This is a genomic window from Paenibacillus sp. JJ-223 (assembly GCF_927798175.1).
Classification (GTDB): domain Bacteria; phylum Bacillota; class Bacilli; order Paenibacillales; family Paenibacillaceae; genus Paenibacillus; species Paenibacillus hubeiensis.
In genome coordinates, this window is sequence record NZ_CAKMMP010000003.1 from 237517 (window position 1) to 262233 (window position 24717).

Below are 24717 nucleotides of genomic sequence, written 5' to 3' on the forward strand. Positions count from 1 at the left end.
AATGCTTATCATAACAAAACATAATGATTGATCGAAATGTATATGGATATTAAGTTGGAGGGAAATCATGATTGTCGAAACGTTGAAAGTATACGTAACCGTGGTGGAGCAGCGCAATTTCTCTCGGGCCGCGGAAATATTGCATTTATCGCAGCCTGGCGTCAGTTTGCACATTCGCAATCTGGAAAAGGAATTTAATGCAAAGTTGCTGCATCGTTCACCGAAGTGGGTAAAGTTGACCGAAGCGGGCGAGCTGCTCTATGTTCGTGCCAAGGAAATGCTGAATGTGTACGAGTCGGTAAAATTGGATATTGCTCGATTGCATGATGACGTAAGCGGAACGTTACAAATCGGAGCCAGTTTTACGATCGGTGAATACGTGCTGCCTCGTCTGTTTGCATCGTTTGCGAAGCAATACCCCGAAGTCGAAATGGGGGTGTTTATCGGAAATTCCGCTCAAGTTGTTGAGGCTATTCGGGATAACAATATGGATATGGGCTTGATCGAAGAGGATATCGAGGCCCATGATCTGGCGGTGACACCTTTCATGAAGGACGAGTTGATTATCGTGGCGGCTGAAGGACACCCACTGACGCTGTCGGATGTGGTTGACGTAGAGCGATTACAGGATCAGGTATGGGTTCTTCGCGAGAGCGGTTCTGGAACAAGGGCTGCCAGCGATCGGTTCTTGGCTCAGACGGGTTTAAGGATTGAGCGTTCATATGTTTTTAACAGCAGCCAGGGCGTCAAAGAAGCCGTGTTCTCCGGATTAGGCATGGCCATGTTGTCTCGCTGGGTCGTAAAAAGGGAACTCACCGCCGGATTGTTGAAGGAAATATCCATTCCTGGAATCCGTCTCGAACGGAACTTTTCATTCGTTCGCCGCACGGGTCAAGTTCCTTCCAGAGCAAATGAAGTGTTTTCGGAAAGATTGCTTACATTGGACAACCATTTTATATAATCAGATTGGCCTGAAGACTTCTAAACCTTTTGACGCCAGTTTGGTTCATAAGTATAATAAATTGTTATTGATTGCTAATCATACGAAAGTAAAAGGAGCAAACCGCAGTGGCTTTAAAAAAATGGATATCCACCTTACTTATTATTCTATCTACATTATTGTTCGCAGGCTGTTCCCTCCAATCATTGCCCGATATCGGTTCATCGCAAGCAGGGGCGGCGCAGACGCAATTTGATGAAGTTGCCGAGTACATCAGCGAACATCATGAACTTCCGGATTATTATATTACCAAGAAAGAGGCCAGGGAGCTTGGATGGAAGCCAAGCGAGGGTAATTTGGACAAAGTTGCTCCCGGCAAAAGCATTGGCGGTGACGTATTTCAGAACCGGGAAGGGTTGCTGCCCAAAAAGAAAGGGCGGACCTGGTACGAGGCTGACATAAATTATTCAGGCGGCACGCGGGGAAGCGACCGGATTTTATACTCCAATGACGGACTGATCTATAAAACGACCGACCATTACCAAACATTTGAACAAATAAAATAAACGTGAAGATCAACCACTAGAATCATATCTGAAGGGAAAAACCAGATTTTTACCCATGAAAGCCAGGAGGCCGCTGCTAGCGGCTTTTTTTTGCGTACAAAAGGATTATAAACAAAAGGGGATGTGATAAAATTTATCATGAAAGGGAGGTATCGATGAAGACGTTTTATTATACTCCACCAAAGCTGAAAGCTTCGACCCAACGGATTGAGGTAAAGGATGAACAGGGAAATGTATCCTGTACATTCCGACGAATTTATCCGAATGCTCTAGTAAAGTGGGGCAATGTCATTTTTGATATCGATTGGTCTGCGAGTGTTGAAGTGTATTCTTCAGAAGGTCAACCGATATTTCAATGCTCAAAAAAGACGCCGTGGATCGGTAAACCGGAATACTTCGTCAAAAACAATCGTACTCAAGATACTTTCCGTGTAACCTACACCACATGGCAAAAGGTTGCTCCAGAGTTTAAGGTCACCCATCGAGATCAAGAGTATGTGGTAAAAAAAGATCTGTTTGATTGGGCCAAGTTCATGCAGTCGGGCGAAGTATTGGCAAAATGGCAAATGAAACCAAGCGAATGGTTTAAGGTAAGATTGGAGATTGAAGCCGATTGTCCCATACAAGAGCCGGGATTTTTCGTGGCACTGTTCCAAAGCATTTTCTATATCGGGGATTGACGACATCAGCATGACAAGCAAAATATATGATAAGAGGGGGGACGATCATGGAACGTGTATCCGATGCAGTAAAGCAGGAATCCATAACATCTTTTCAATCGACCATAAACAAGTGCGAAAATGCATTGGCGCAAATGACGGAGAAAGGCGCAAATACCACCTTAATCAAGAAAAGGCTGCATGCGCTGTACATAGGCTTGGCGATCCTGAATCACACTTGGGATCAGAGAACGCATTCGTTTGCCCGGGAAGATTTGACGGAAGCTCGCCATATTCTTACTGGTTTGTTTCCGTCCCTAGAGCGCGCATATGCCAAGTCGAAAGAAGGCAGCCCTCAAAGAACGCTGCTGGAACGAAGAATGAAATCGCTGGATCTCGCGGTGCAAGCCATAGATGATCTTTTGAATGATCCTTCTTCTAACTGCATAACGTAGGGCCGAGTTCAAAGCCGCCTAAGAAGAACTTCCATGAAGTAATGGGGGTTCTTTTTTTTGTCAACGCAAGAGCATAAGATTGTTCAGGCAAAGTAATACTACAAAAACAGTACCTTGACAGTCATAGTAATGTATCGTATTATGCAATTGTGGAGGTGATTGTATGAGCGAAAACAAAATCACATCCGACCTGCTGCGCGGACATACGGATACGATGATCTTACGGCTCTTGTTCGAAGCTGACCGCTATGGCTATGAAATTGTGAAGCTGATTGCCGAGCGCTCGGGTGGCAAGTATGAACTAAAAGAAGCCACGATGTACTCCAGCGTCCGCCGGCTCGAGGCAGACGGTGATATCGAGTGGTATTGGGGCGATGAGTCTCAGGGCGGACGGCGTAAATATTTCCGAATTACCGAAAAGGGCAAGGAGACTTACGCCAACAACAAAAGCAATTGGGAGTATGCAAAACGCGTGCTCGAAAACCTGTTATAGGGGGCTTGATGTGATGACTGAAAGATTGAACCATTATTTAAATGGCGTGTTCGCACCGTATGATGGGGTGAAAAGCGTTGCTGAATTAAAAACCGATCTGCTTTCCGACTTGCAGGAGCGATTCCGTGAACTCAAAGCCGAAGGCAAGGACGATGAAACGGCCTTTGCGATGACCATTGACAGCATCGGTGACATTGAGCAAACGGTACGAGAAGTGGCTAATCTTTCCCGTTCATTGGAACGACAAGTAGTGACAAACTTTAGTGCAAGTAATCTGGCCAAAAGCGATTTTGCCGGCGTCACCGCGCATCAAGGGAAATTTTCGGGAAGCGCGCTGCGAGGCTCCGATTTTACCGGTGCTGACTTAACCGGCAGCACATTCGCAAGCAGTGATGTGAGAGATTCCATTTTTGACCATGCGAATCTGACGGATTGCAACCTATCTGCCATCGACCTTACGAATTCAAGTTTCTATAAATCCATCCTTGTACGTACCAACATCAGCAAGTCGGGTCTGGATCGGGCAAAATTCACGGATGTGAAGTTAACGGATGTGATGTTAAATATGGCTGATCTTAGAAAAACGGTCTTTGATCGCTGTAGCTTTACCGGTGTAGATTTCAGATATTCGGATCTGCGGGGGCAGCGATTTGACGGGCAGACTTTCATCGGGGTCAAGTTTGACAAGTCGGCACTTAACGAAGCTTCGTTTAAAGGCGCGATACTCAAAAATGTTTCGTTTGTTTCCGGCTTTACTTTGTCCAAGAAATACTATCGTGCCATCAAAACCGTCTGCTTTGATGACGCTATGATGGATAAGTTGACATACGCAGCTCTTAAAGGCATGGAGGCGGACTTGTCGAAAGTTACTGTTATTTAAAAACAGTTCGAGGAGGAAGGAATATGCAAAACGCTGCAATTCAAGTGAAAGGACTGCAAAAGTCCTACAAACAGCTTCACATCCTCAAAGGCGTAGATTTCGAAGTGGATCAAGGGAGTATTTTTGCCCTGCTTGGTTCTAACGGCGCGGGCAAGACGACGATTGTCAAAATACTCACCACGTTGTTGAAACAGGACGGGGGAACAGCTTCCGTAAACGGATTCGATGTTGCATCAAGCCCCGACAATGTGCGACAGGCGATCAGCCTGACCGGACAATTCTCCGCTGTAGACGAGATTTTGACCGGAAGGGAAAATCTGATCATGATTGCCAAACTGCGATACCTCAAAAATCCGCGTCAAGTGGCGGATCACATGCTTAAACGCTTCAGCTTGACAGATGCCGCCGATCGCAGAGCTTCCACCTATTCCGGAGGGATGCGCCGCAGGCTCGATATCGCCTTAAGCCTTGTGGGAAGTCCTCGGGTCATTTTCCTTGATGAGCCAACGACCGGGCTGGACCCGGAATCGCGCATTGAGGTTTGGAAAATTATCAAAGAGCTTGCCGACGGTGGTACGACGATTCTTCTTACGACGCAGTATTTGGAGGAAGCAGAGCAGCTTGCCGACAAAATAGCCATCTTGCATGAAGGCAAAATTATCGCAAACGGCTCGCTCGCGGAGCTGAAAAAACGGCTTCCATCCACAAAGGTGGAGTATGTTGAAAAACAGCCGACGTTGGAAGAGATTTTTCTCGCCATCGTTGGCAAAAAGGAGGGAGCGTAAATGGAGACGACAAAAAAACATTTTTTTAACGATCTGGGTGTCATGCTCGGACGCTCAATGCTCCACATTTCTCGCAGTATGGACACCATCATTACAGTCACCGTCATGCCGATCGCATTCATGCTGCTGTTCGTCTATGTATTCGGAGGTGCAATTGAATCCGGAACGGATAACTATGTGAACTATCTGCTGCCAGGCATTCTGCTTATAGCCATCGCCAGCGGCGTATCTTACACGGCTTATCGCCTGTTTATTGATGTACAACGAGGTATATTTGAGCGGTTTCACACCATGCCCATTTCACGTTCCACCTTGTTGTGGGGGCATGTGCTGACATCACTGGTATCCAACGCCATATCGGTTGTCATCATTATTCTCGCAGCGCTTATTATGGGGTTTCGTTCGTCAGCGGGAATCCTGTCATGGCTTGCCGTAGCAGGTATACTCATATTGTTTACACTCGCGTTAACCTGGGTTGCGACGATTGCCGGGCTGTCCGCGAAATCTGTGGATGGTGCAACCGCTTTTTCTTATCCGATGATATTCCTGCCGTTTATCAGCTCGGCGTTTGTCCCGACTGATTCAATGCCATCGATTGTGCGTGCCTTTGCCGAAAACCAGCCGGTGACCGCAATCGTTGAATCCATTCGGGCGCTACTGTCAGGTCAGCCGGTGGGTAGTAATCTGTGGGTGGCTCTTGTATGGTGTGTCGGAATTATGCTCGTAGCGTATGGATTGGCGATGCAAGTGTATAAAAAGCGCGTAAGAAGCTAAAGAAAGCATAAATTCTGTTCTGCTGGTGGTGCCAGGTTTCGCGGGTACCATTCTTTTTTTTGCATCATTATCGGTATTGCGGCATCAAAAAAAAAGAACCTGATAACATTTATCGGGTCCTTTAGTATTGCATATACAGAACTACAATGTTACAATCGGAATGCGATTCTATATTGTGAATTTTGCATAAGTAGTTCATCTTATAATTTAATTATAGTACGCTGATGAACTCTTGTCAAATGATTTTTTCTGAATTCATGAATAAGGAGTGACATGGAATGAACCCTCTGGTACTCGGTTTTCACGAAATGAACAATGACCAGCTTTTGCTTGTTGGCGGAAAAGGGCTGAATCTCGGGGAATTATCGAAAATTCCAGGCATTCATGTGCCCGATGGATTTTGCGTGACAACATTGAGCTACCAAAAAGCGGTTGAACACAATCCAATTTATGATGCATTACTGGATCGGCTCGCTCTGATCCAAGCAGAGGATCGGGACCAAATCGGGGAAATCAGCCACAAAGTTCGGCAATCCATCATGACAAGTGAGATCCCTACAGACGTTGCGAAAGCAGTCACGGACTACGTATCACAGTTTGGCGAAGAACAGGCTTATGCGGTACGTTCCAGTGCAACTGCCGAAGATTTGCCGCATGCCTCTTTTGCCGGCCAACAAGACACATATTTGAACATCATCGGCACAGAAGACATTTTGCAGCATATCCGGAAATGCTGGGCGTCCTTGTTTACGGATCGCGCCGTCATTTACCGGATACAGAACGGATTCGACCATAGACACGTTTATTTATCCGTCATCATACAAAGGGTGGTTTTTCCCGAGGCTTCAGGTATTTTATTTACCGCCGATCCGATGACTTCCAATCGGAAAATGGTATCGATCGATGCGGGTTATGGCCTTGGAGAAGCACTGGTTTCCGGGCTGGTATCCGCTGACGGTTATAAAGTACGTGAAGGAGAAATCGTCGAGAAGAGAATTTCGGATAAAAAACTGGCGATCTATGCACGTCAAGGCGGAGGCACAGAAACGCGGCAGCTCGGTCCTGAGCAGCAGAAGACCCAAACGCTTACGGATCAGCAAATTGTGCAATTGGCACGGATCGGAAAGCAGATCGAAGCATATTTCGGCTGTCCGCAAGATATTGAATGGTGTTTGGCTGATCAAACGTTTTATGTGGTCCAGAGTCGGCCGATCACAACGTTATACCCGATCCCTGAAGTGAACGATCAAGAAAATCATGTTTATATATCCGTCGGTCACCAACAAATGATGACGGATCCCATGAAACCGTTAGGCTTGTCCTTTTATCTGTTAACCACGCCGGCACCCATGCGTACAGCAGGAGGAAGACTGTTCGTTGACGCTACTCCCATGCTCGCTTCTGCCGCCGGCAGGGACACCCTCCTGAACGGCCTGGGCCAATACGATCCGCTGGTCAAGGACGCTCTTATGACGATTGTGGAGCGAAGGGATTTCATTCCAACGTTACCCCAAGAAGCGAACGAACAAGGTTCGGGTAAGGGCAGACCAAAAGTGCCGCATGCAGGTCATGAAGCCCAGTTGGCGAACGACCCGGACATCGTTTCCCGTTTGATCAAGAAAAATCAAGCCTCCATAGAACAGTTAAAACATGACATCCAATCGAAATCGGGTTTAGATGCCATGGATTTCATTCTGGAAGATATCCAGCAATTAAAGAAACTTCTATTTGACCCGCAAAGCTCGGCCGTCATTATGACGGCGATGAATGCTTCTACTTGGATCAATGAAAAAATGAACGAGTGGCTGGGGGAGAAAAACGCAGCAGACACGTTATCACAATCCGTAACAGGTAATATTACTTCGGAAATGGGCCTCGCCCTGCTGGACGTTGCGGACGTCATTCGTCCTTATCCGGAAGTGATCGAATATTTGGAACAGGTCAAAGAGGACCACTTTTTGGACGGATTGGCCCACGTGGAAGGTGGACGAGGGGCTCAACGTGCAATCCAGGCGTACCTCGATCAATACGGCATGCGGTGTGCCGGAGAAATCGATATTACGCGAACACGCTGGAGCGAGAAACCGATCACACTGGTTCCGCTAATCCTCAACAATATCAAAAACTTCGAACCGCATGCGGGGAAGCGCAAGTTTGAGCTCGGACGGCAGGAAGCTTTGAACAAAGAACAAGAGTTATTGGAACGACTGAAAGAACTACCGGACGGGGAGCAAAAAGCCGAAGAAACCAAACGCAAGATCGACCTGATCCGAAATCTCAGCGGTTATCGGGAATATCCGAAATACGGCATGATTCATCGCTATTTCATTTATAAACAAACATTGTTGAAAGTAGCCGAGCAGCTTGTACAGGCAGAAGTGATCCGCGAAAAAGAAGATATCTTCTATCTCACTTTTCAGGAGCTTCATGAAGTCGTTCGCACAAATACGTTGGATGAACGGATCATTAGCCAGCGAAAAGCGGAATACAAAACGTATGAAAAACTAAAGCCGCCGCGCGTGATCACGTCGGATGGCGAAATTATTGCAGGCGAGTATAAGCGTGAAAACCTGCCTGGCGGAGCGATCGTTGGTTTGCCCGTTTCTTCCGGAGTCATTGAAGGGAGGGCTCGCGTCGTTTTTAACATGGAAGATGCCCATTTGGAGCCAGGGGATATTCTGGTCACGCCTTTCACGGATCCAAGCTGGACGCCATGCTTTGTTTCCATCGCAGGACTGGTTACCGAAGTTGGCGGCCTGATGACCCATGGAGCCGTTATTGCCCGTGAATATGGCTTGCCGGCCATCGTCGGCGTAGAGAAAGCTACCGAGCGAATCAAAGATGGGCAGCGGATTCGCTTGCATGGTACGGAAGGATATATCGAGGTGCTGTAACATCCAGAGTCGGTTCAAAACAGACCCCAAAAAACCGTTGATCGTTTCGGATTAACGGTTTTTTGATCTGACAAACGTTTATGATGCTTTCTTGCATGTAATCATTAAAAATGGCATCGAAGGTTTATTGGCCATGCTTTTGTTCGGTTCGTTTATTTCCGAAATCTCGACCAGCCCGAATTTACCGAATTGATCCGTAATGGAATCCGTGTCATAGAAGAACAGTTTGACGCCATCCTTTGTCTCGAAATAGTTTTGATCCAAAAGCTTGCCTGTACCGAACATCGGAGCTTTTTTGGAAATCGTGGTAAAGACCATATAACCGCCTGGCTTTAGCTGAGCATAGCAATCTTGAATGAATTTTTCTCTTTCACCTTGGTTCAATAAGTGGATCAGGGCGTGGCTGAATATGCCGTCGTAACGTTTGTCATCAAACGGCATGCCGGTTACCGAACCATGTACGATATCGATGTCAATCCCGTTTTGCCTCGCCAAATCGATGGCTGTTTGTGAAATTTCAATGCCGGTGACAGCGATGCCTGCATCCATAAAAACCTTTGCGTTTCTACCATACCCAATACCCGGAATCAGCACATGCTTCACATGTTCCGCAAGGAAAAAATCTCTGGTCAACATGGCCGAATCTGCAGGTTCAAATCCCCACATCGTTTGTTTCTCAATAAAGCTGGATTCCCAAAATTCCATGATGCGTTGATCTCCTTTCGTTTCATTCGTAAGTTATGAGAGAGTCTCATTATTATAGATATATAAACTCTTTAATAACTATAATTGATAATCTTCCGACTGTAAACAGTCATCGCTTAACGAAGTACAAGTCATACCTTTACTTCAAATACCGGTAGACATTAAAGGCCAACTGCCTGGCATTCCGGATCACGGACAATTCCTCGGTGCGAATTTCGTAAAAGGGATTCATCTTTATTTCCTCCCTGTGCAATTTTTGGCTGATTTTTAACTTTCAGTAGGCGAAGCCTAGAGTCTTTATGTTGATACATTTTTCTATACTATGATATAATCAGTATTAGAACATCGAAAGGCTGGTAAATCAATGAAATTGGATAATAATAATCATTCAGTGTTCTTGTTGTATTATCATCTCGTTCTGGTCGTGAAACATCGTAGAGAAGTGATTGATGATACCGTATCTGACTATGCGAAAGAGATGTTCGTTCGATTGGGCGAAAATTACAATATCTCTTTGGTCGAATGGAATCATAATATGGACCATGTGCATATTTTGTTCAAAGCACATCCGAATACCGAATTGTCAAAATTCATCAACGCCTATAAAAGTGCAAGCTCAAGGCTGATCAAGAAAGAGTTTCCACAAGTCAGAAAGAAACTGTGGAAAGAATATTTTTGGTCAAGGAGCTTTTGCCTACTTACAACGGGTGGTTCCCCTATTGAAGAGATCAAGAAATATATTGAACATCAAGGGATGAAGTGAGGTGATTCGAGATGGCAAACAAGGCCTATCAATTCCGTCTATACCCCACACCACGACAAGAACAGCTTCTTGCAAAAACCTTCGGTTGTGTTCGCTTCGTCTACAACCAAATGTTAGCTGAACGAAAGGATACGTATGAACAATTCAAGGCTGATCAAGAAACGCTAAAGAAGCAAAAATTCCCTACCCCTGCCAAGTATAAAAAGGAGTTTGTGTGGCTCAAAGAAGTGGACAGTCTTGCTTTGGCAAATGCTCAACTTCATTTGCAGAAGGCATATCAAAGCTTCTTTTCGGGTCGAGCCAAGTTTCCGAAATTCAAAAGTCGTAAAGCAAGACAGTCCTATACAACAAATGTGGTCAACGGAAACATCATGCTCTTGGATGGCTATCTCAAATTACCGAAGCTGAAACTCGTGAAAATCAAGCAGCATCGGGAAATCCCTTCGCATCATATCATCAAGTCTTGTACGGTTTCTCGAACAAAAACGGGAAAATACTACGTTTCTATTCTCACGGAATACGAACATCGCCCTGTACAAAAAGAAATACAAGCTGTTGTTGGCTTAGATTTTTCCATGAGTGCCTTATATGTGGATAGTGAAGAAGGGAAGACAGCCAATTCCTCTCGTTTCTACCGCCAAGCATTGGAGAAATTGGCAAAGGAACAGCGTATTTTGTCACGCAGAAAGCAAGGTTCTCAGCGTTGGCACAAACAGCGTTTGAAGGTAGCGAAGCTACACGAAAAAATTGCCAATCAGCGACGAGACTTTCTACATAAAGAATCGCACAAATTAGCGAAACGGTATGATTGCGTGGTCATTGAAGACCTCAATATGAAGGGAATGTCACAAGCCCTCCATTTTGGCAAAAGCGTTTCTGATCAAGCATGGGGCATGTTCACGAGGTTTCTCCAATACAAGTTAGAGGATCAAGGAAAGAAGCTGATCGAAATCGACAAATGGTTTCCATCCTCCAAAACGTGTTCAAGTTGCGGTCACATCAAGGAGTCCTTATCTCTTTCTGACCGTATATTCCACTGTGATTGTGGTTTTGTGGCAGATCGAGACTGGAATGCTTCGATCAACATCAAAAACGAAGGACTGCGAATGTTAGCATAAAATGATATAGAGCATGGAACAGGCTCGGGAAGCTAAGTCAATTTCGTACCGATAGGTGCGATTACCTTAGAAGCCCCCACCTCAAAGAGTTTGCGTAGGTGGAGGGTAGTTCACTGTGTTATGTCTACACTGCCATCCTCCGCCATGGTAAAATTCAAGTGTATGACGCATGCAAGCGATTACAAAAGAGAGGCAGAACCCATCTGGAGCAGCGAAAGCGATAACTTGCATTTAACGAACTCAAGAGTGGAGGGGCGTTCCGTGCGAAAAAGTAAAACTTTTTACAATATCTTTGTTCCAATTCTGCTCCTCAGCGTGGGCATCGTTGTTTGTTTCGGAAGTTATATTTATATTTCTACCACGAAGTCCGTGATCGAACGGCTCGGAGAGGGACGCCAAAGTCTCATCATGCAGGTCCGCAATACATTGGAGCAGAAAATTCAGACGATCGAGTATGCTTTTGCCACATACAGCACAACGCCATCGTTCCGCACGGTGATCGACAGTCCGCTGACCGGACAGGATTACGAAGCCTATCGGGAATTGAACTCCCAATTGGGTTATATCGCAACGATGGGCCTGGATGGTATCCAATATACGCTGGTAAGCCTAAAGCAAAACTGGAGTCTGTCCAACGGATCCTTAACCCGGATGACGGACACCGAAAAAGAAGGATTGCAGCACCTATTCGCCGATGCCGACGGCAAAGGGCTGTATTGGACCAAAACCGAAGACGGGATTCGGTTATTACATGCCTTACCCGTGTATTCCAAGGAAAAAGAAGCGATCGCCATGTCGGATATTTCGCTCCGTACGTTGAATCTTTCGCTGCAGACCCAACCTGATGCCGCCATCTACATATTAGACAAACAAGGAGAGCTGTTATACGCAAGCCAGACGGAGCAAAAGGCGCTGTCGAGCGAGCAGATGGGGTGGATAAGCAGTCAGACAGTGAGCGAACCGCGTGCAGGGCAAATGGAAATTCCCGACCCGTCCGGTGGAACCTTGATCGGATTGTATGCCCGCTCAGCCTATAATGGTTGGACCTATGTCACGCTTCTGGATCAGAAGGAAGTCAGCCAGGCATTGACGACGACTCGTGTCGGCCTTATTGTCATGGGCATCGTGATTTTGGGCTTGATGGTCGTTCTTGCCTACATCATCTCGCTGTATCTTGCCAAGCCTTTCCGCAAAATCCGGCACAGTCTCGGGAACCGTTCCGAGAGAACGATCAAGGACGAAGTCGACTGGATTATTCAATCGATCGATTCCATCGTGTCTGAAAACCAAAGTTTGGAACAGCTGATGCATCTGGAGAAGCCGAAGCTGGAAACGCAGTTTGTGCTTAATATGCTGCAAAATCGGCTGACCCGCGAAGAAGTGGCGGATAATCTGGAGCGGTTCGGTTACCGCATCACCACCGATGTTCTGTTCGTCACCATGCTGATTCAGATCGATCGCCGCGGGAAAGGTCCCTTGGCTGACAAAGATACGCTGCTTCTCGCAGTAAATCAACTTGTACAGGAGATCGTGCCGGAATCCGAACGAATGCTGCCGGTAGTGCTTAATGAACGAACGCAGGCAACGCTGCTCTACTTCGATGCCGAACGAGCCCAAGAGATGCGCGATGTCATGATGGCGTACGCCAAACAAGTGATCATGCTGGCCCGCGAATACTGGTCGGCTTCCGTGAGTGTAGGCATCAGTGCTCCTTACGGAGATCTGATGAACAGCCGCGAGGCATCGGATATGAGCCTTGAAGCGCTTTATCAGCGCCTGAAGCTGGGCAAAGAGTCCGTTATTTTCTACGAGGACATTTCCCGCAGCGGTGGGCCGACATTGCTGCATTACCCTACGGAGCTGGAAACCCGTCTGTTCGACGCCATTCGGTTAGGGGACAAAGAAGAAGTGTCGCGCACGTTATATCCGTTCTTGGCCGACATGATGAAACATAGTCCGAACCCGATGAATCTGGAGATCACGCTGATCCGCTTTGTGAACAATTTGATTCAGCTGGAGCAGCTGATCGGGGCCGAGATATTGCTTACGCAAACCAATTCCACGTTGTATCACAGGCTGCTGAATACGCTGAATCCGGAAGAGATCGAACATATTCTCGTTCATGAAGTCATCTATCCGATGGTCGCGAGCATGCAGGAGAGAGCCAACCAGCAATTCCGTTCCATCGCGGACCGCATGGCATCCATCGTTCGTACGGAATATGACCAGGACTTGTCGCTTGAATCCATCAGCGAACGTTTGCATTACACGCCCAACTATCTAAGCAGCATCTTTCGCAAGGAATACGGCACAACCTTTAGCGAATATCTCATGAACTTCAGACTGGAAGTTGCCCGAAAATGGCTGGTGGATACCAACATGCCCGTGAAAGACATCGCGGAACGCCTGGGCTATCAGAATTCCCAAAATTTCATTCGCTCTTTTCGCAAAAAAGAGAATCTGACCCCCGGTGCATACCGGCGGATGAAGATGGAAAGCTGACCAGATTTATATAGGCTTCATACTCATCACGGTTGAGACCCAATCGAAATCCCCTCAGGTAGCGTACCCGAGGGGATTGTTGTCTGCCGGCTCGAAACGGAGCGACATGAAACGAAACATATGAACGGCTCATCCTTTCACCGAACCAAGGAGGGCACCCTTCGTGAAATGCTTTTGCACGAAAGGATAGGCGATGAGCATCGGTATGGTAGCCACAACGATGACGCTCATCTTGATCGTTTGGGACGGCGGCACGATGTCCACGGCCGAGCTGTTGCCTTCCATGCCGCTGGAGACGATGACGATCTGACGAAGCAGCACCTGCAGCGGCCACATTTTGGATTCGTTCAGATACAGAATGGCATTCATATACGTGTTCCAATAGGACACGCCGTAGAACAAGGAAAGCGTGGCGATCGACGGCAGGGCAAGCGGAAGCATGATCTGCAGCAGTACGCGAAAATCATTGGCCCCGTCCATCTTCGCCGATTCTTCCAGACTGTCGGGGAGAGCCTGAAAGAAATTGCGCATGATGATCAGATTGAACGCATTGATCGCAGTCGGAATGATCATCGACCAGTAGGAATCGATCAATCCAACGGCTTTAACGACCAGAAACGTCGGGATCATGCCCCCACTGAACAACATGGAGAAGACGATCAGAAAGTTAATGAAGTTTCTGCCCAGAAGATAGCGGCGGGAAAGTCCGTATGCCATGAGTGCCGTCAGCGTCATGCTCACGATGGTCCCCGCAACCGTAATGAAAACCGATACGCCAAGCCCTTTGAAGATGGTAGGTGTAGAGAAGATGTAGCGATAGGCATCCAGCGAGAAGGTCGTCGGGAATAAAATGAATTTCTTTTGCACGATTTCTTGCGTAGATGCGAAGGAGCTGGCAACGACATTGACGAAGGGCAGCAGGCATGCCAGGGAAAAAAGGAGCAGCAGCGTATAATTCATAACATTGAATACGATGCTGCCGATGCTTTCTTTTCGGAGTGCGGATTTGGACAACATGGTTGTTCCTCCTTGATGGATAGTGGTGTATGCCCACCATAACAACGGTGAAAGATTCCGTATATAATCATCACCTACGGACATTGAAACAGGCCTTAATACCGAATCCGGACAGAAAACATCGACGATAATCCGGGAGTTGAATAATAATCATGAGCTACGATCGACTTCGATAAAAATCGAAAAAAAGCCCGTGTTATGAGGAATCCTGCAACCCCAGTAGCTAATGATTATGTACGGAATAGCCTCCATGACATATGCTTGGGAAGCAATCAACCACGAATCCAGATCAAGGAGGTCAGCAAGCAGTGAAAGAGCCAGATTCCACAGTCGTTCCATTGCAACGCAAGGTATACGGAAAGTCCGGCCTAAACCATTATTTAAGAAACGCGGCATCCAACAAACTTCTCTACTTAATGATTCTTCCCGGCTTTGTGTACTTCGTCATCTTCAAGTATTTTCCGATGGGCGGCCTCATCATTTCGTTCCAGGATTATCAGCCGTTTCTCGGGATCAAGGACAGCCCGTGGGTAGGCTTCAAACATTTTATCCGCCTGTTCACGGAGCCCACCTTTGCCCTGCTGCTTAGCAATACGTTGATTTTGTTTGCGCTGGAACTGATCATTTTCTTTCCGATTCCGATCATTCTGGCTTTGATGATGAATGAAGTAAGACATAAGCTGTTCAGAAATTCCGTGCAAACCATCGTCTACATTCCGCATTTCATGTCTTGGGTCATCATCGTTTCGATTACGTACGTGTTCTTGAGCGTGGATGGCGGCGTTGTCAATGAACTGATTGCTGCCTTCGGTGGAACCAAAATCAGTTTCCTGACATCGCCCGAATGGCTCCGCCCCATGTACATTTTGCAGATTATATGGAAGGAAGCCGGATGGTCCACGATCATTTACTTGGCGGCGATTACCGTCGTGGATACGCAGCTTTATGAGGCGGCAGAGATGGATGGTGCATCACGCTTGCGCAAAATGTGGCATGTGACCTTGCCGGCCATTCGTCCGGTCATTATCACGCTGCTCATTCTCAAAATCGGAAATACGCTTGAACTCGGCTTTGAGCACATGTATTTGCTGTTGAATTCGCTGAACCGGGAAGTGGGAGAGATTTTCGATACGTACATCTTCACGGCAGGTTTAAAAAACGGACAACTAAGCTTCAGCACAACGGTAGGGCTGTTCAAAGGGTTGGTAGGGCTCGTTCTTGTCATGTTTGCAAACCGGCTCGCCAAAAAATTCGGCGAAGACGGTGTCTACTAATTGGGGGGATCTCGCCCATCTAACTACAATCACGAAAAGGGGAATGAACCATGAAATTTGGCTATGCAAAGTTGATAGCGCTTACGATTTGCGGCAGTCTGATGCTCTCCGCGTGCTCCGGAGGGAAAAGTGAAACAGGAACCAATGCCGATGGCAAAACGACCATTACTTGGCTGAACATCATGCATACGGCTTCGCCGCCAACGGACACGGTGCTTGACAAAATCGAAGAGCTGACGAATGCGGATATCCAGTTTTCCTGGATACCGGATGCTTCAAAGGAAGAGCGCCTGAATACCTCGCTGGCTTCGGGTTCCCTGGCTGATATCGTTTCGCTGACGATTCTGGAAAACTCGTCGGTTCGAAACGCGCTAAAAGCCGGAGTTTTCTGGGAAGTTGGACCCTATCTGGATGAATTCCCGAACTTGAAAGGAATCTCCCAAGACATGCGGAATTCCGCTTCCATTGAAGGAAAGCTGTACGGGATCCCGATGCAAAAACAGGTTGCGCGCAACGGCGTCATCATTCGCAAAGATTGGCTGGACCGACTCGGATTGCCTGTGCCCAAAACGACGGCAGAACTGATGCAGGTAGCCAAAGCGTTTACCGAACAAGATCCTGACGGCAATGGGGTCAAAGACACGACAGGGTTCATGGACCGCAGCGATCTCGTGTTTGGAGCATTCAAAACGCTGGGTTCCTACTTCGGAACGCCTAGCAGCTGGGCCGTCAGCGAGGATGGCAAAGTGACGCCCGAATTCGAATCGGAGGGGTACATCCAGGCGATGGATTTCATGAAGGAGCTGTATGACAACGGCTACATCAATCAGGATTTCGCGGTCACGGCGAAAAAGGATCAACAAGAGGGCTTCGCGCAAGGCAAAGCCGGCATTTACGTAGGCGCTTTATTTGATAGCAAAGGTCTGCTTAATCTGGCCAAAGGCGTTCAAGATGACATGGAACTCGTTATGGTGAACGATATCACGTCCACGGGCAACGAAAGCGATCGGGCCATTTGGTCCACATCCAACGGCGTAGGCGGACTGCTTGCGTTCCCAAAATCAGAAGTGAAGGACGAAGCCGAATTAAAGCGGGTGCTGAAATTTATGGATGATCTCATGAGCGAAGAAATCTACACGTTAATGACGTATGGCATCAAAGACGTGCATTACAGCCTGGATGCCAACAACGGGGCGACCATCATTGACACCAAGCTTTGGGAGCAAGAGGTTCAACCCTTTTCGTCATCCCGGCCGAACGAGAACGGGTACAGCATTCAGGACGCAGACCCGCTGCGCATCGAATCCACGCGATTGATCGAGGAAAACACCAAGTATGCCGTGCTCAATCCGATGTACTCACTGGAATCGCCGACGTTTTCGGAGCAAGGCTCCGAATTGCAAAAGATTATTACGGATGCCACCTATAAATACATTCTGGGCAAGACTGACCTGAACGGCTTCCGTGACGCGGTGAACACCTGGAGATCATCAGGCGGCGACAAAATCATTGCGGAATACGAGGCGGCATACCAAGCCGTGCAGGGGAGCAAGTAAAGCAGAACAATAAGGAGAGTCAACGGCCCGGATCGTACGTTCAAAGGAGGATTGACGAAACGGGCTTTTTTAAAGATGCAGCGAGTTCATATCTTGTTCATTGGCTGTGCCTTCATTCGCTAAGGAGGTGATGTTTGGCTGCTGAAAGGTTAGCTGCCTCTCGGCAAACACGGCATTGAACCGAATAGACGATACCGGAGGAGGAAGATTCTTTTGAAAAGGATTGTGTCACTCGTTTTGGTCATATCCATGCTATTCAGTCTGCTTCCAGCGATGGCTGCTGCGGAAGAAGCGAACGAGGCCGGTTCATTGCCTGCCTTTCCCGGAGCTGAAGGCGGCGGAAAATATGTAACCGGCGGCAGGGGAGGCGCGGTGTACGAAGTAACGACCTTGGCGGATTCCGGCCCCGGTTCCCTGCGCGAAGCGGTCAGTCAAAATGACACTACAGTGGTGTTCCGGGTCGGCGGCACGATTCATCTTGAATCCCCGCTGGCCATCACGGGCTCCAACCTTACTCTTGCGGGCCAGACGGCTCCCGGCGAAGGCATCACCGTTTCGGATTATTGGACCACGTTTCAAGCCGATAACATTATCGTGAGACATATGCGTTTTCGCCTTGGAGACAAACATCCCAGCGAGGATGACGTGTTCGGTGGGCGTTACCACAAAAACATTATCATCGACCATTGCTCGTTCGCTTGGTCTGTCGATGAAGTACTCAGCATGTACGTCAACGAAAATACGACCGTACAATGGTCCGTCATTGCCGAAAGCATGCTGATGACTACCCACCAGAAGGGAAGACATGGCTACGCGGGCATCTGGGGCGGCAACAACGCTTCTTTCCATCACAACATCATCGCCCACAACGTAAGCCGTAACCCGAGATTCGCCGGTTCCCCCGGTTTCAACACCGAATCGTACAACAACGTCGTTTATAACTGGGGATTTTTCTCAGCCTATGGCGGTGAAGAAGGCAATTATAATTTGATGAACAATTATTACAAATACGGGCCAAACACGTATCGTTCGGCTCGGGATCAGGTTTTTCTCGATGTGAGCCCCAATACACGCCTCTATGTCGGAGGCAATGTCGTGGACGGTTTCCCTGAAGTCACGGCAGACAACTGGCTTGGCGTCGGCGAACTGGCAAACCCGGAGTCCAAATTGTCCTCTCCAGTGGAGATGGCCCATCCTTCGCCTGTTGACGATGCAGAAACCGCATATGAACGCGTCCTTGCCGAAGCGGGAGCCGTTCTACCCCGCAGGGATGCCATCGATGCCAGAATCGTGAACGACGTCAAAAACCGCACCGGGCAGCACATCAATTCGCAAAAAGAAGTCGGAGGATACCTCGAATTCGAGGAAGCCGTATCCACGTTGGCTGATCGTGACCGCGACGGCATGCCGGATGATTGGGAAATCAGCATGGGGCTGAATCCCGATGATCCGAACGACCGGAACGGAATACACGAATCCGGTTATACCTATCTTGAAGTTTACCTGAACGGCATTGTCGGCAACGGCTCGGCCAACCCGGCAGTGACGATCGATTCGCCTGCCAACCATACCATCACGACGGAAGGAGCTTCTGTCGAGATCACAGCTTCGGCATCCGATTCAGACGGTACGGTGTCCAAGGTGGAGTTTTACCAAAACGACCTCAAATTAGGTGAAGATGATACGGCTCCGTATACCTTTACATGGGAAAATGTTCAGGACGGAACGCACTATCTGACGGTTCGCGCCATCGACGACACAGGAACGGCGACCCAATCCAACAATGTCACGGTTCATGTCCATAAAGAAAGCGACATTGCCCCATGGCAATCCACGGATATCGGGACGCCGGGCATTGCCGGACAAACGCAGATCGGTTCAAGCGTGACCGATATCACCGTCAAATCGGCAGGCGATATTCATGGAGATGCTGATCATTTTCATTACGCTTATCAAACCTTGGAAGGCAACGGCGAGATTGTAGCCAAGGTGGAACGCGTAACAGCCACGGATGACGGAGCGGAAGCCGGCGTGATGATCCGTGGCGGGCTGGAACCGTCTGCTCCATTTGCCGCACTCATGGTCTCTTATGCCAAAGGCGGGCAAAAAGCGGTTGGATTGACACGTGAAAACGCGGGAGAAAATGTTATCTACAAAGAAACGGAAACCTTTATCGGCCTCCCTTACTGGGTAAAGCTCGTTCGGCTCGGGGATCGGGTGACCTCGTCGGTATCCAAAGACGGCAATGATTGGTCTGTCACGGATTCCGTCTATTTCTCCAAGGATGAACCGGTATACATCGGTCTGGCTGCAGACGCGTCCAAGCCGGACGACGAGGTGGATAAACTGAATACGTCGGTGTTTTCGAATGCTGCAGTCCATGAGCTACCTGCCGATTTCCCATTGCCACCGAGCCATCTTTCTGCAGAACCCGGTCCCAAATCCGTGGTATTAACATGGGATGAGGTGGAAAACGCAAGCTCGTACTCGGTATTCCGCTCCGAAATTTCCGGCGGACCTTATACGAAATTGCAGCAGGGCCTCGGCTCCAATTCATACACAGATTCAAATTTGACGGTGGGCAAAACGTATTACTATGTTGTCAAAGCCGAGAATGACAAGGGCATCAGCCTGGATTCGAGCGAAGCCAGCGCCGTGCCCGAAGGGGATTTGGAAACGATCTATTATATCGACGAGGACTTTGAGGAGCAGGAGACCGATACAACGCCAACGGGATATGTAGTGTCGCCGGATCCGCAGGATGCAGACCACAAAGTGGTCATCGCAGGCGTTCCTTCCGGAACAAGCGGCAACTCATCGGCCAAAGCGTTGATGCTCTACGACAATGCGCCGGGCACAACGCAATTCATTCGCGCGTTCCAGCCTCAGCAGGGAAACTTTGTTTTCGAAACGGATATCATGTCGCCGGGATGGCCGGGAACTTCATATCTCCTGCAGCTGCAGAACAGCTCGGGAAGTCGTACGGCGCTATCCATCGAAATCCGCAAACCGTCCGCTCCCGTGGCCGAAGATCAGTATACGTTGGTGTACAAAAAAGACGGAGCAGATCACAAATTGATGGATGTGCCTGCCGCCAATCAATGGTACAACCTGAAAATCACGGTCAATGCCGCCTCTCAGAAAGCCGATATTTATATCGACAACGTACGCGTTGCGGACAACGTTCCTTTCCAGGCCGACGTAACCGGCGAAGGAATTGGCCGGATTTCGGCAAGAACGCCGGGCACGGGCAAAGGAACCATTTATTACGACAACATTCGCCTCTATGTTGAACCCGTCGCCACGCCCAAGGGACTCGTGGCCCAGCCCGGGAACGGCATGGTCCGGCTGGATTGGGAAGAAACGGAGGGGGCTTCGACGTACAATGTCAAACGCAGCGATCAACAAGGTTCCGAGCATGAACTTGTCGCTTCGAACGTGGCCGAAACCCATTATATCGACGAAACCGTCGTCAATGGCACGACCTATTCTTATGTGATCACTGCAACAGGCCCGTTAGGCGAGAGCGGACCTTCCAACCAAGTCCAAGTGACGCCATCGGAAGATGCCGTAAGACCGGATGCCCCCGAAAACTTGCAAGCCTTGGCGAGAGATTCTCAAGCAGAGCTGACATGGCTGGGGGTGGACCAGGCGAGTTACTACACGGTTAAACGCGGTACCCGGGAAGAAGGCCCTTTTGTCACCGTGGCTTCCCGCACGACGCGGCCTTTCTATCGGGATGGCGGATTGGAGAATGGCACGACATATTATTACGTCGTGTCTGCGACCGGCATCGGAGGAGAGGGAGCTGATGCCGTCCCGGTCGCCGTGACGCCGACGGCAGCGTTGTCCACGCCAACAGCAGCAGTAGAGTCGCTGCCGAATGCGGTCCGTCTTGTATGGGAACCGGTGGAAGGAGCGGCAGCGTATCTCATTAAGCGGGCAGATTCGGCGGAGGGGCCATATGAAATCATCGCTGAAGGCGAAACAGGAACCTCCTACACAGACACCGGCCTTCGAAATGGCCAGCCATACTACTATAAAGTAGTTGCGGTGAGCGGTCATATACACAGCTTGGATTCAACAACGGCGGGAACCCGCCCCGCCGCGAATGACGGCACGCCTCAAATCCCGTCGGGGCTCATGGCCGAAGCGCAGGACGGCGGCGTTGTTCTCCGTTGGAACGAAGCAGAGGGGGCAGACGGTTATGCCGTTAAACGCAGTCATTTGCCGGAAGGACCGTTCGTACCGATTGCCTCGGATTTGAACGGGACAACGTATACCGATTTAGAGCTGGACAATGGCAGCACGTACTACTATGTCGTCACGGCGCACAATGAGGCAGGGGAAAGCATGTCGTCCGTTCCGGTATCGGAAATTCCTGCGCCCGTACTGACCGTGGCTTCCGATGGCAGCGCGCAATTCGAACGGGTTCAGGATGCCATCGATGCGGTGCCGGATCAAAGTCCGACGCCGACCATCATCCGGATTCAGGATGGAACATACCGCGAGAAGCTGAACGTGCCTTCCAGCAAGACGAATTTGCGGATGATTGGCGAGAGCCGTGAAGGAACCGTCCTGGTCTACGGCGATTCGGCCAGCACGCTGGATGCGGCCGGCAACCCGCTGGGTACTTCGAACAGCTACAGCTTCCGGGTGCAAACGAACGATTTTACGGCCGAACATCTGACGATCCAGAATGATGCCGGCGACAATGCCGGGCAGGCCGTGGCCCTCTTTGCCCGCGGCGACCGTCTCGTGTTCCGGGATGTCAGCCTGAAGGGATGGCAGGATACGCTCTACGTCAACGACGGCAGACAATACTATGTGGATAGTTACATCGAAGGCGACGTCGATTTCATTTTCGGCAACGCAGCGGCAATGTTCGAGAACAGCATCATTCACAGCCTGAGCAGCGGCTATGTGACGGCAGCTTCGACGGCTGAAGGAAAACCCGGTTATGTGTTCCTGGGCAGCCGAATCACGGCCGAGCCGGGCCTAACCGGCAAAGTGGCTCTTGGAAGACCATGGCGGCCTAATGCCAACGTCGTCTACATCAACAACTACATGGATGATCATATCAGTCCGTCAGGTTGGAACAATTGGGGCAATACAGATAACGAACGGACGGCCCGTTTCGCCGAATACGCCAGTTATGGTCCGGGTGCGGCGGCCAAAAGCCGTTACAACTGGTCCAGCCAGCTGACGGCAGAAGAAGCGGCCGAATATCTTCCTGTCCGGCATTTGGCCGGAGACGACGGCTGGAATCCTGCTTCTAAACTTTCATGGGTTGACGCCAACAGAGAGTTGTCAAAGGTATTCGTGGATGGCGAGCCTGTAGCGGATTTCGATCCGACTCGCAAGGAGTATTCGTTGGTGGTTGCGGACGCAGGTGAGCTGCCTGTCGTGACGGCGGAAGCCGCTTCTGCGAAGGCCAAAGTGCACATTGAGCAGGCCGATTCCATGCCTGGCCAAGCGACGATCCGGGTTACGGGGCAAGACGGCGGCGAGTCGGAATATGTCATTCATTTTACGGGTGGGGAAGAGCAGGATACAACACCGCCAACCCTGCGTCTGAAGGTGAACAAACCGGTCCTAAAGGCCAAGGGGAACAAGCTGGAAACAATCCGGGTCACTGCAAATGCCGAGGATGAAGGATCTGGCGTTGCTTCCATCGTCCTTGTATCGATTACAAGCAATCAGCCTAAGCAGGGGAAAGGGAAGGGAAACTCCTCGCCTGATATTGTAGGAGCCAAGTATGGCACGCCCGATTATGAATTCAAGCTTCGTGCCGAACGATCGGGGAAAGGCAAAGGAGAAGACCGCATTTACACGATCACTTACGAGGCGGCGGATCATGCAGGGAACAAAACGAGATCTTCCGTTACGGTAACGGTCAAAAAGTAAGATTTACATGGCATAATAAATGGTTCACTCGCATTGAAATGAAAAGCCGCTAATCCCATTTAGCGGCTTTTTGTCTATGTCTGCCAAACCATGCAATTCAAAGTCTTGAAGAAGAGCGGCTTCGTGACAAAAGTCATCGGACTCGACCCTTTTGTTGAATCCTATAAACGCAGCTTCTTCCTCCCGCTAAAATATACTCTACCCGCTCAACGGCAACGTCATTTCCGAGAACGTGATGAAACAATTGCAGTTCGTTCTTGCATAAACCGGTGCAGGCCGCCGCTGCTTCACAAATCGGGCAGTGCTTCTCGATAAACAATAGACTGCCATCGTCTTCTTGCTTGATCTCCGCCATATACCCTTCATTGGTTCGAACTTCCGCCAGTTTCTCCAGTCTCTCTTCGATGACAGAAGTGTCGCCGATGTACTCCAAATATTTTTCTTGCATTTTTTTATTCCGGACGGTCAGCAGTTTATCCATGCCTTCGCTTCCGAAAGCCTCTTTCATCGAATGGATCAGACTGAGCGATAAATCTGAATAGCCGCTTGGGAAAAAACGATCCGCTGCAGGCGTTAATCTCCATAGCTTGGTTGGCCGGCCCATCGGACGAGCCTCTTCTTCGTATGTAACCAATCCTTCTTCCTGCAAGGCATTCAAATGTTGGCGAATCGCCATTCCTGATAACGAAAAATGAGCAGAAAGGGCTACGACATCCATTCCCGCGTGTTCTTTTAATTGATTGATGATGGCCCTCCGAGTACTCGTGGAGGCATCTTTTTTCGTTTGGTTTCGACTCATGTAGACCTCCGCTATAAACCATGATATCTAAGGGAATGTGTACATTTTAAACAATAATGTTGACAAAGTAAAGGGAACTCCAAACGGAGGATTTGGTTACAAGAACCTGTTTGAAGCAACCACATCAAATCATGTATGCACTGACCCCCAAAGGGTCTGCGCTTGCTGCATTCATTCCCGGTTTGACGGACTGGGTTGCGTATAAAGAAGAGGAGTCGCCTTGACTGCCCTGGCTGCTTTTTATAACCATTACGATTTACAAAACGATTCTATGGAGGGATATGAAAATGATTCAGGTCACCGAAACAGCATCACGAAAAATTGCCGACATCATCGCTAGCGCCAACCTGCCTAATGCGTCTTTAAGAGTCGGTATTGAAGAAGGCGGGATGATCGGGGGGGGGTCACCATGAATAATCCAAATGCAAAAGCGTCCTGCGGATGGGGGGCCAGTTTCAGAATGGCAAATGCTCGCGGCGAAGCGAAGAAGTGTGATTAAAAGCGGGAAGGATGCATGGATTCCGGTTGGTGAATCAAGAGTTTGCGGCTACAGATTTTTTGGTGGGTGATGGGATAATTATTCAATTGCATTGGGTCAAATGTTTCCTTCAATTGTTCTCCGATTCCGGC

At 48.9% G+C, this 24717-nt stretch carries 19 protein-coding genes and 1 pseudogene; 17 read left to right on the forward strand and 3 right to left on the reverse strand.

Features of this window, described 5'->3' with window-relative positions; genetic code table 11:
- Nucleotides 1–67: 67 nt before the first annotated feature.
- The 9 genes from L6H98_RS07415 to ppsA all read left to right on the forward strand — a co-directional run bounded on the left by L6H98_RS07415 (nucleotide 68) and on the right by ppsA (nucleotide 8446).
- Nucleotides 68–961: a LysR family transcriptional regulator gene (locus L6H98_RS07415; RefSeq protein WP_236414009.1), complete on the forward strand. Its 894-nt coding sequence runs from the start codon at nucleotides 68–70 to the stop codon at nucleotides 959–961.
- 107 nt (nucleotides 962–1068) lie between these two features.
- A complete protein-coding gene (locus L6H98_RS07420; RefSeq protein WP_236414011.1) occupies nucleotides 1069–1506 on the forward strand; it encodes a ribonuclease domain-containing protein in 438 nt (145 codons plus the stop codon).
- Between the two features lie 155 nt (nucleotides 1507–1661).
- Nucleotides 1662–2186, forward strand: a complete 525-nt coding sequence (locus L6H98_RS07425; protein ID WP_236414013.1) for a hypothetical protein — start codon at nucleotides 1662–1664, stop codon at nucleotides 2184–2186.
- A gap of 47 nt (nucleotides 2187–2233) precedes the next feature.
- Nucleotides 2234–2620: a hypothetical protein gene (locus L6H98_RS07430; protein ID WP_236414014.1), complete on the forward strand. Its 387-nt coding sequence runs from the start codon at nucleotides 2234–2236 to the stop codon at nucleotides 2618–2620.
- A 163-nt stretch (nucleotides 2621–2783) separates the two neighbouring features.
- Nucleotides 2784–3113 (forward strand): PadR family transcriptional regulator, encoded by a 330-nt coding sequence (locus L6H98_RS07435; protein ID WP_236414015.1) that lies wholly within the window; start codon nucleotides 2784–2786, stop codon nucleotides 3111–3113.
- A gap of 13 nt (nucleotides 3114–3126) precedes the next feature.
- Nucleotides 3127–3993, forward strand: coding sequence for a pentapeptide repeat-containing protein (locus L6H98_RS07440; protein ID WP_236414016.1), 867 nt, complete (start codon nucleotides 3127–3129; stop codon nucleotides 3991–3993).
- A 23-nt stretch (nucleotides 3994–4016) separates the two neighbouring features.
- Complete coding sequence (locus tag L6H98_RS07445; protein ID WP_236414017.1) at nucleotides 4017–4778, forward strand: ATP-binding cassette domain-containing protein; 762 nt, start codon at nucleotides 4017–4019, stop codon at nucleotides 4776–4778.
- On the forward strand, nucleotides 4779–5552 hold the full coding sequence (locus tag L6H98_RS07450) for an ABC transporter permease (RefSeq protein WP_236414018.1): 774 nt from the start codon (nucleotides 4779–4781) through the stop codon (nucleotides 5550–5552).
- 278 nt (nucleotides 5553–5830) lie between these two features.
- Nucleotides 5831–8446 carry a phosphoenolpyruvate synthase gene (ppsA, locus tag L6H98_RS07455; protein WP_236414019.1) on the forward strand — a complete coding sequence of 872 codons (2616 nt, stop codon included), beginning with the start codon at nucleotides 5831–5833 and terminating at the stop codon, nucleotides 8444–8446.
- 78 nt (nucleotides 8447–8524) lie between these two features.
- Here ppsA and L6H98_RS07460 read toward each other — a convergent pair whose 3' ends face one another.
- The gene (locus L6H98_RS07460; protein ID WP_236414021.1) at nucleotides 8525–9151 is read right to left on the reverse strand and encodes a class I SAM-dependent methyltransferase; all 627 of its coding nucleotides are present in this window, start codon (nucleotides 9149–9151) and stop codon (nucleotides 8525–8527) included.
- A 364-nt stretch (nucleotides 9152–9515) separates the two neighbouring features.
- Between L6H98_RS07460 and tnpA the strand changes: the two genes are divergently transcribed.
- From tnpA to L6H98_RS07475, 3 genes are all read left to right on the forward strand, one after another.
- Nucleotides 9516–9914 (forward strand): IS200/IS605 family transposase, encoded by a 399-nt coding sequence (tnpA, locus tag L6H98_RS07465; RefSeq protein ID WP_236414023.1) that lies wholly within the window; start codon nucleotides 9516–9518, stop codon nucleotides 9912–9914.
- Nucleotides 9915–9925: 11 nt separating this feature from the next.
- On the forward strand, nucleotides 9926–11032 hold the full coding sequence (locus tag L6H98_RS07470) for a transposase (protein ID WP_236414025.1): 1107 nt from the start codon (nucleotides 9926–9928) through the stop codon (nucleotides 11030–11032).
- Nucleotides 11033–11293: 261 nt separating this feature from the next.
- Entirely contained in the window at nucleotides 11294–13534 is a 2241-nt protein-coding gene (locus tag L6H98_RS07475) for an AraC family transcriptional regulator (RefSeq protein ID WP_236414028.1), read from the forward strand.
- A 129-nt stretch (nucleotides 13535–13663) separates the two neighbouring features.
- On the opposite strand, the gene L6H98_RS07480 is transcribed toward L6H98_RS07475, so the two are convergent.
- Complete coding sequence (locus tag L6H98_RS07480; protein ID WP_236414029.1) at nucleotides 13664–14551, reverse strand: carbohydrate ABC transporter permease; 888 nt, start codon at nucleotides 14549–14551, stop codon at nucleotides 13664–13666.
- A gap of 416 nt (nucleotides 14552–14967) precedes the next feature.
- Between L6H98_RS07480 and L6H98_RS07485 the strand changes: the two genes are divergently transcribed.
- The 3 genes from L6H98_RS07485 to L6H98_RS07495 all read left to right on the forward strand — a co-directional run bounded on the left by L6H98_RS07485 (nucleotide 14968) and on the right by L6H98_RS07495 (nucleotide 23288).
- Entirely contained in the window at nucleotides 14968–15825 is an 858-nt protein-coding gene (locus L6H98_RS07485; RefSeq protein ID WP_236414353.1) for an ABC transporter permease subunit, read from the forward strand.
- Between the two features lie 50 nt (nucleotides 15826–15875).
- Nucleotides 15876–17381, forward strand: coding sequence for an extracellular solute-binding protein (locus L6H98_RS07490; protein ID WP_236414030.1), 1506 nt, complete (start codon nucleotides 15876–15878; stop codon nucleotides 17379–17381).
- Nucleotides 17382–17594: 213 nt separating this feature from the next.
- Nucleotides 17595–23288, forward strand: a complete 5694-nt coding sequence (locus L6H98_RS07495) for a pectinesterase family protein (RefSeq protein WP_236414031.1) — start codon at nucleotides 17595–17597, stop codon at nucleotides 23286–23288.
- A 133-nt stretch (nucleotides 23289–23421) separates the two neighbouring features.
- On the opposite strand, the gene L6H98_RS07500 is transcribed toward L6H98_RS07495, so the two are convergent.
- Nucleotides 23422–24087 (reverse strand): metalloregulator ArsR/SmtB family transcription factor, encoded by a 666-nt coding sequence (locus L6H98_RS07500; protein ID WP_236414032.1) that lies wholly within the window; start codon nucleotides 24085–24087, stop codon nucleotides 23422–23424.
- Between the two features lie 83 nt (nucleotides 24088–24170).
- On the opposite strand from L6H98_RS07500, the pseudogene L6H98_RS31365 reads away from it, so the two are divergent.
- Both L6H98_RS31365 and L6H98_RS31260 read left to right on the forward strand, forming a co-directional pair.
- A pseudogene (locus L6H98_RS31365) lies at nucleotides 24171–24311 on the forward strand (winged helix-turn-helix transcriptional regulator); the annotation flags it as partial.
- A 57-nt stretch (nucleotides 24312–24368) separates the two neighbouring features.
- Nucleotides 24369–24500, forward strand: coding sequence for a hypothetical protein (locus tag L6H98_RS31260; RefSeq protein WP_290371426.1), 132 nt, complete (start codon nucleotides 24369–24371; stop codon nucleotides 24498–24500).
- Nucleotides 24501–24717: the final 217 nt, after the last annotated feature.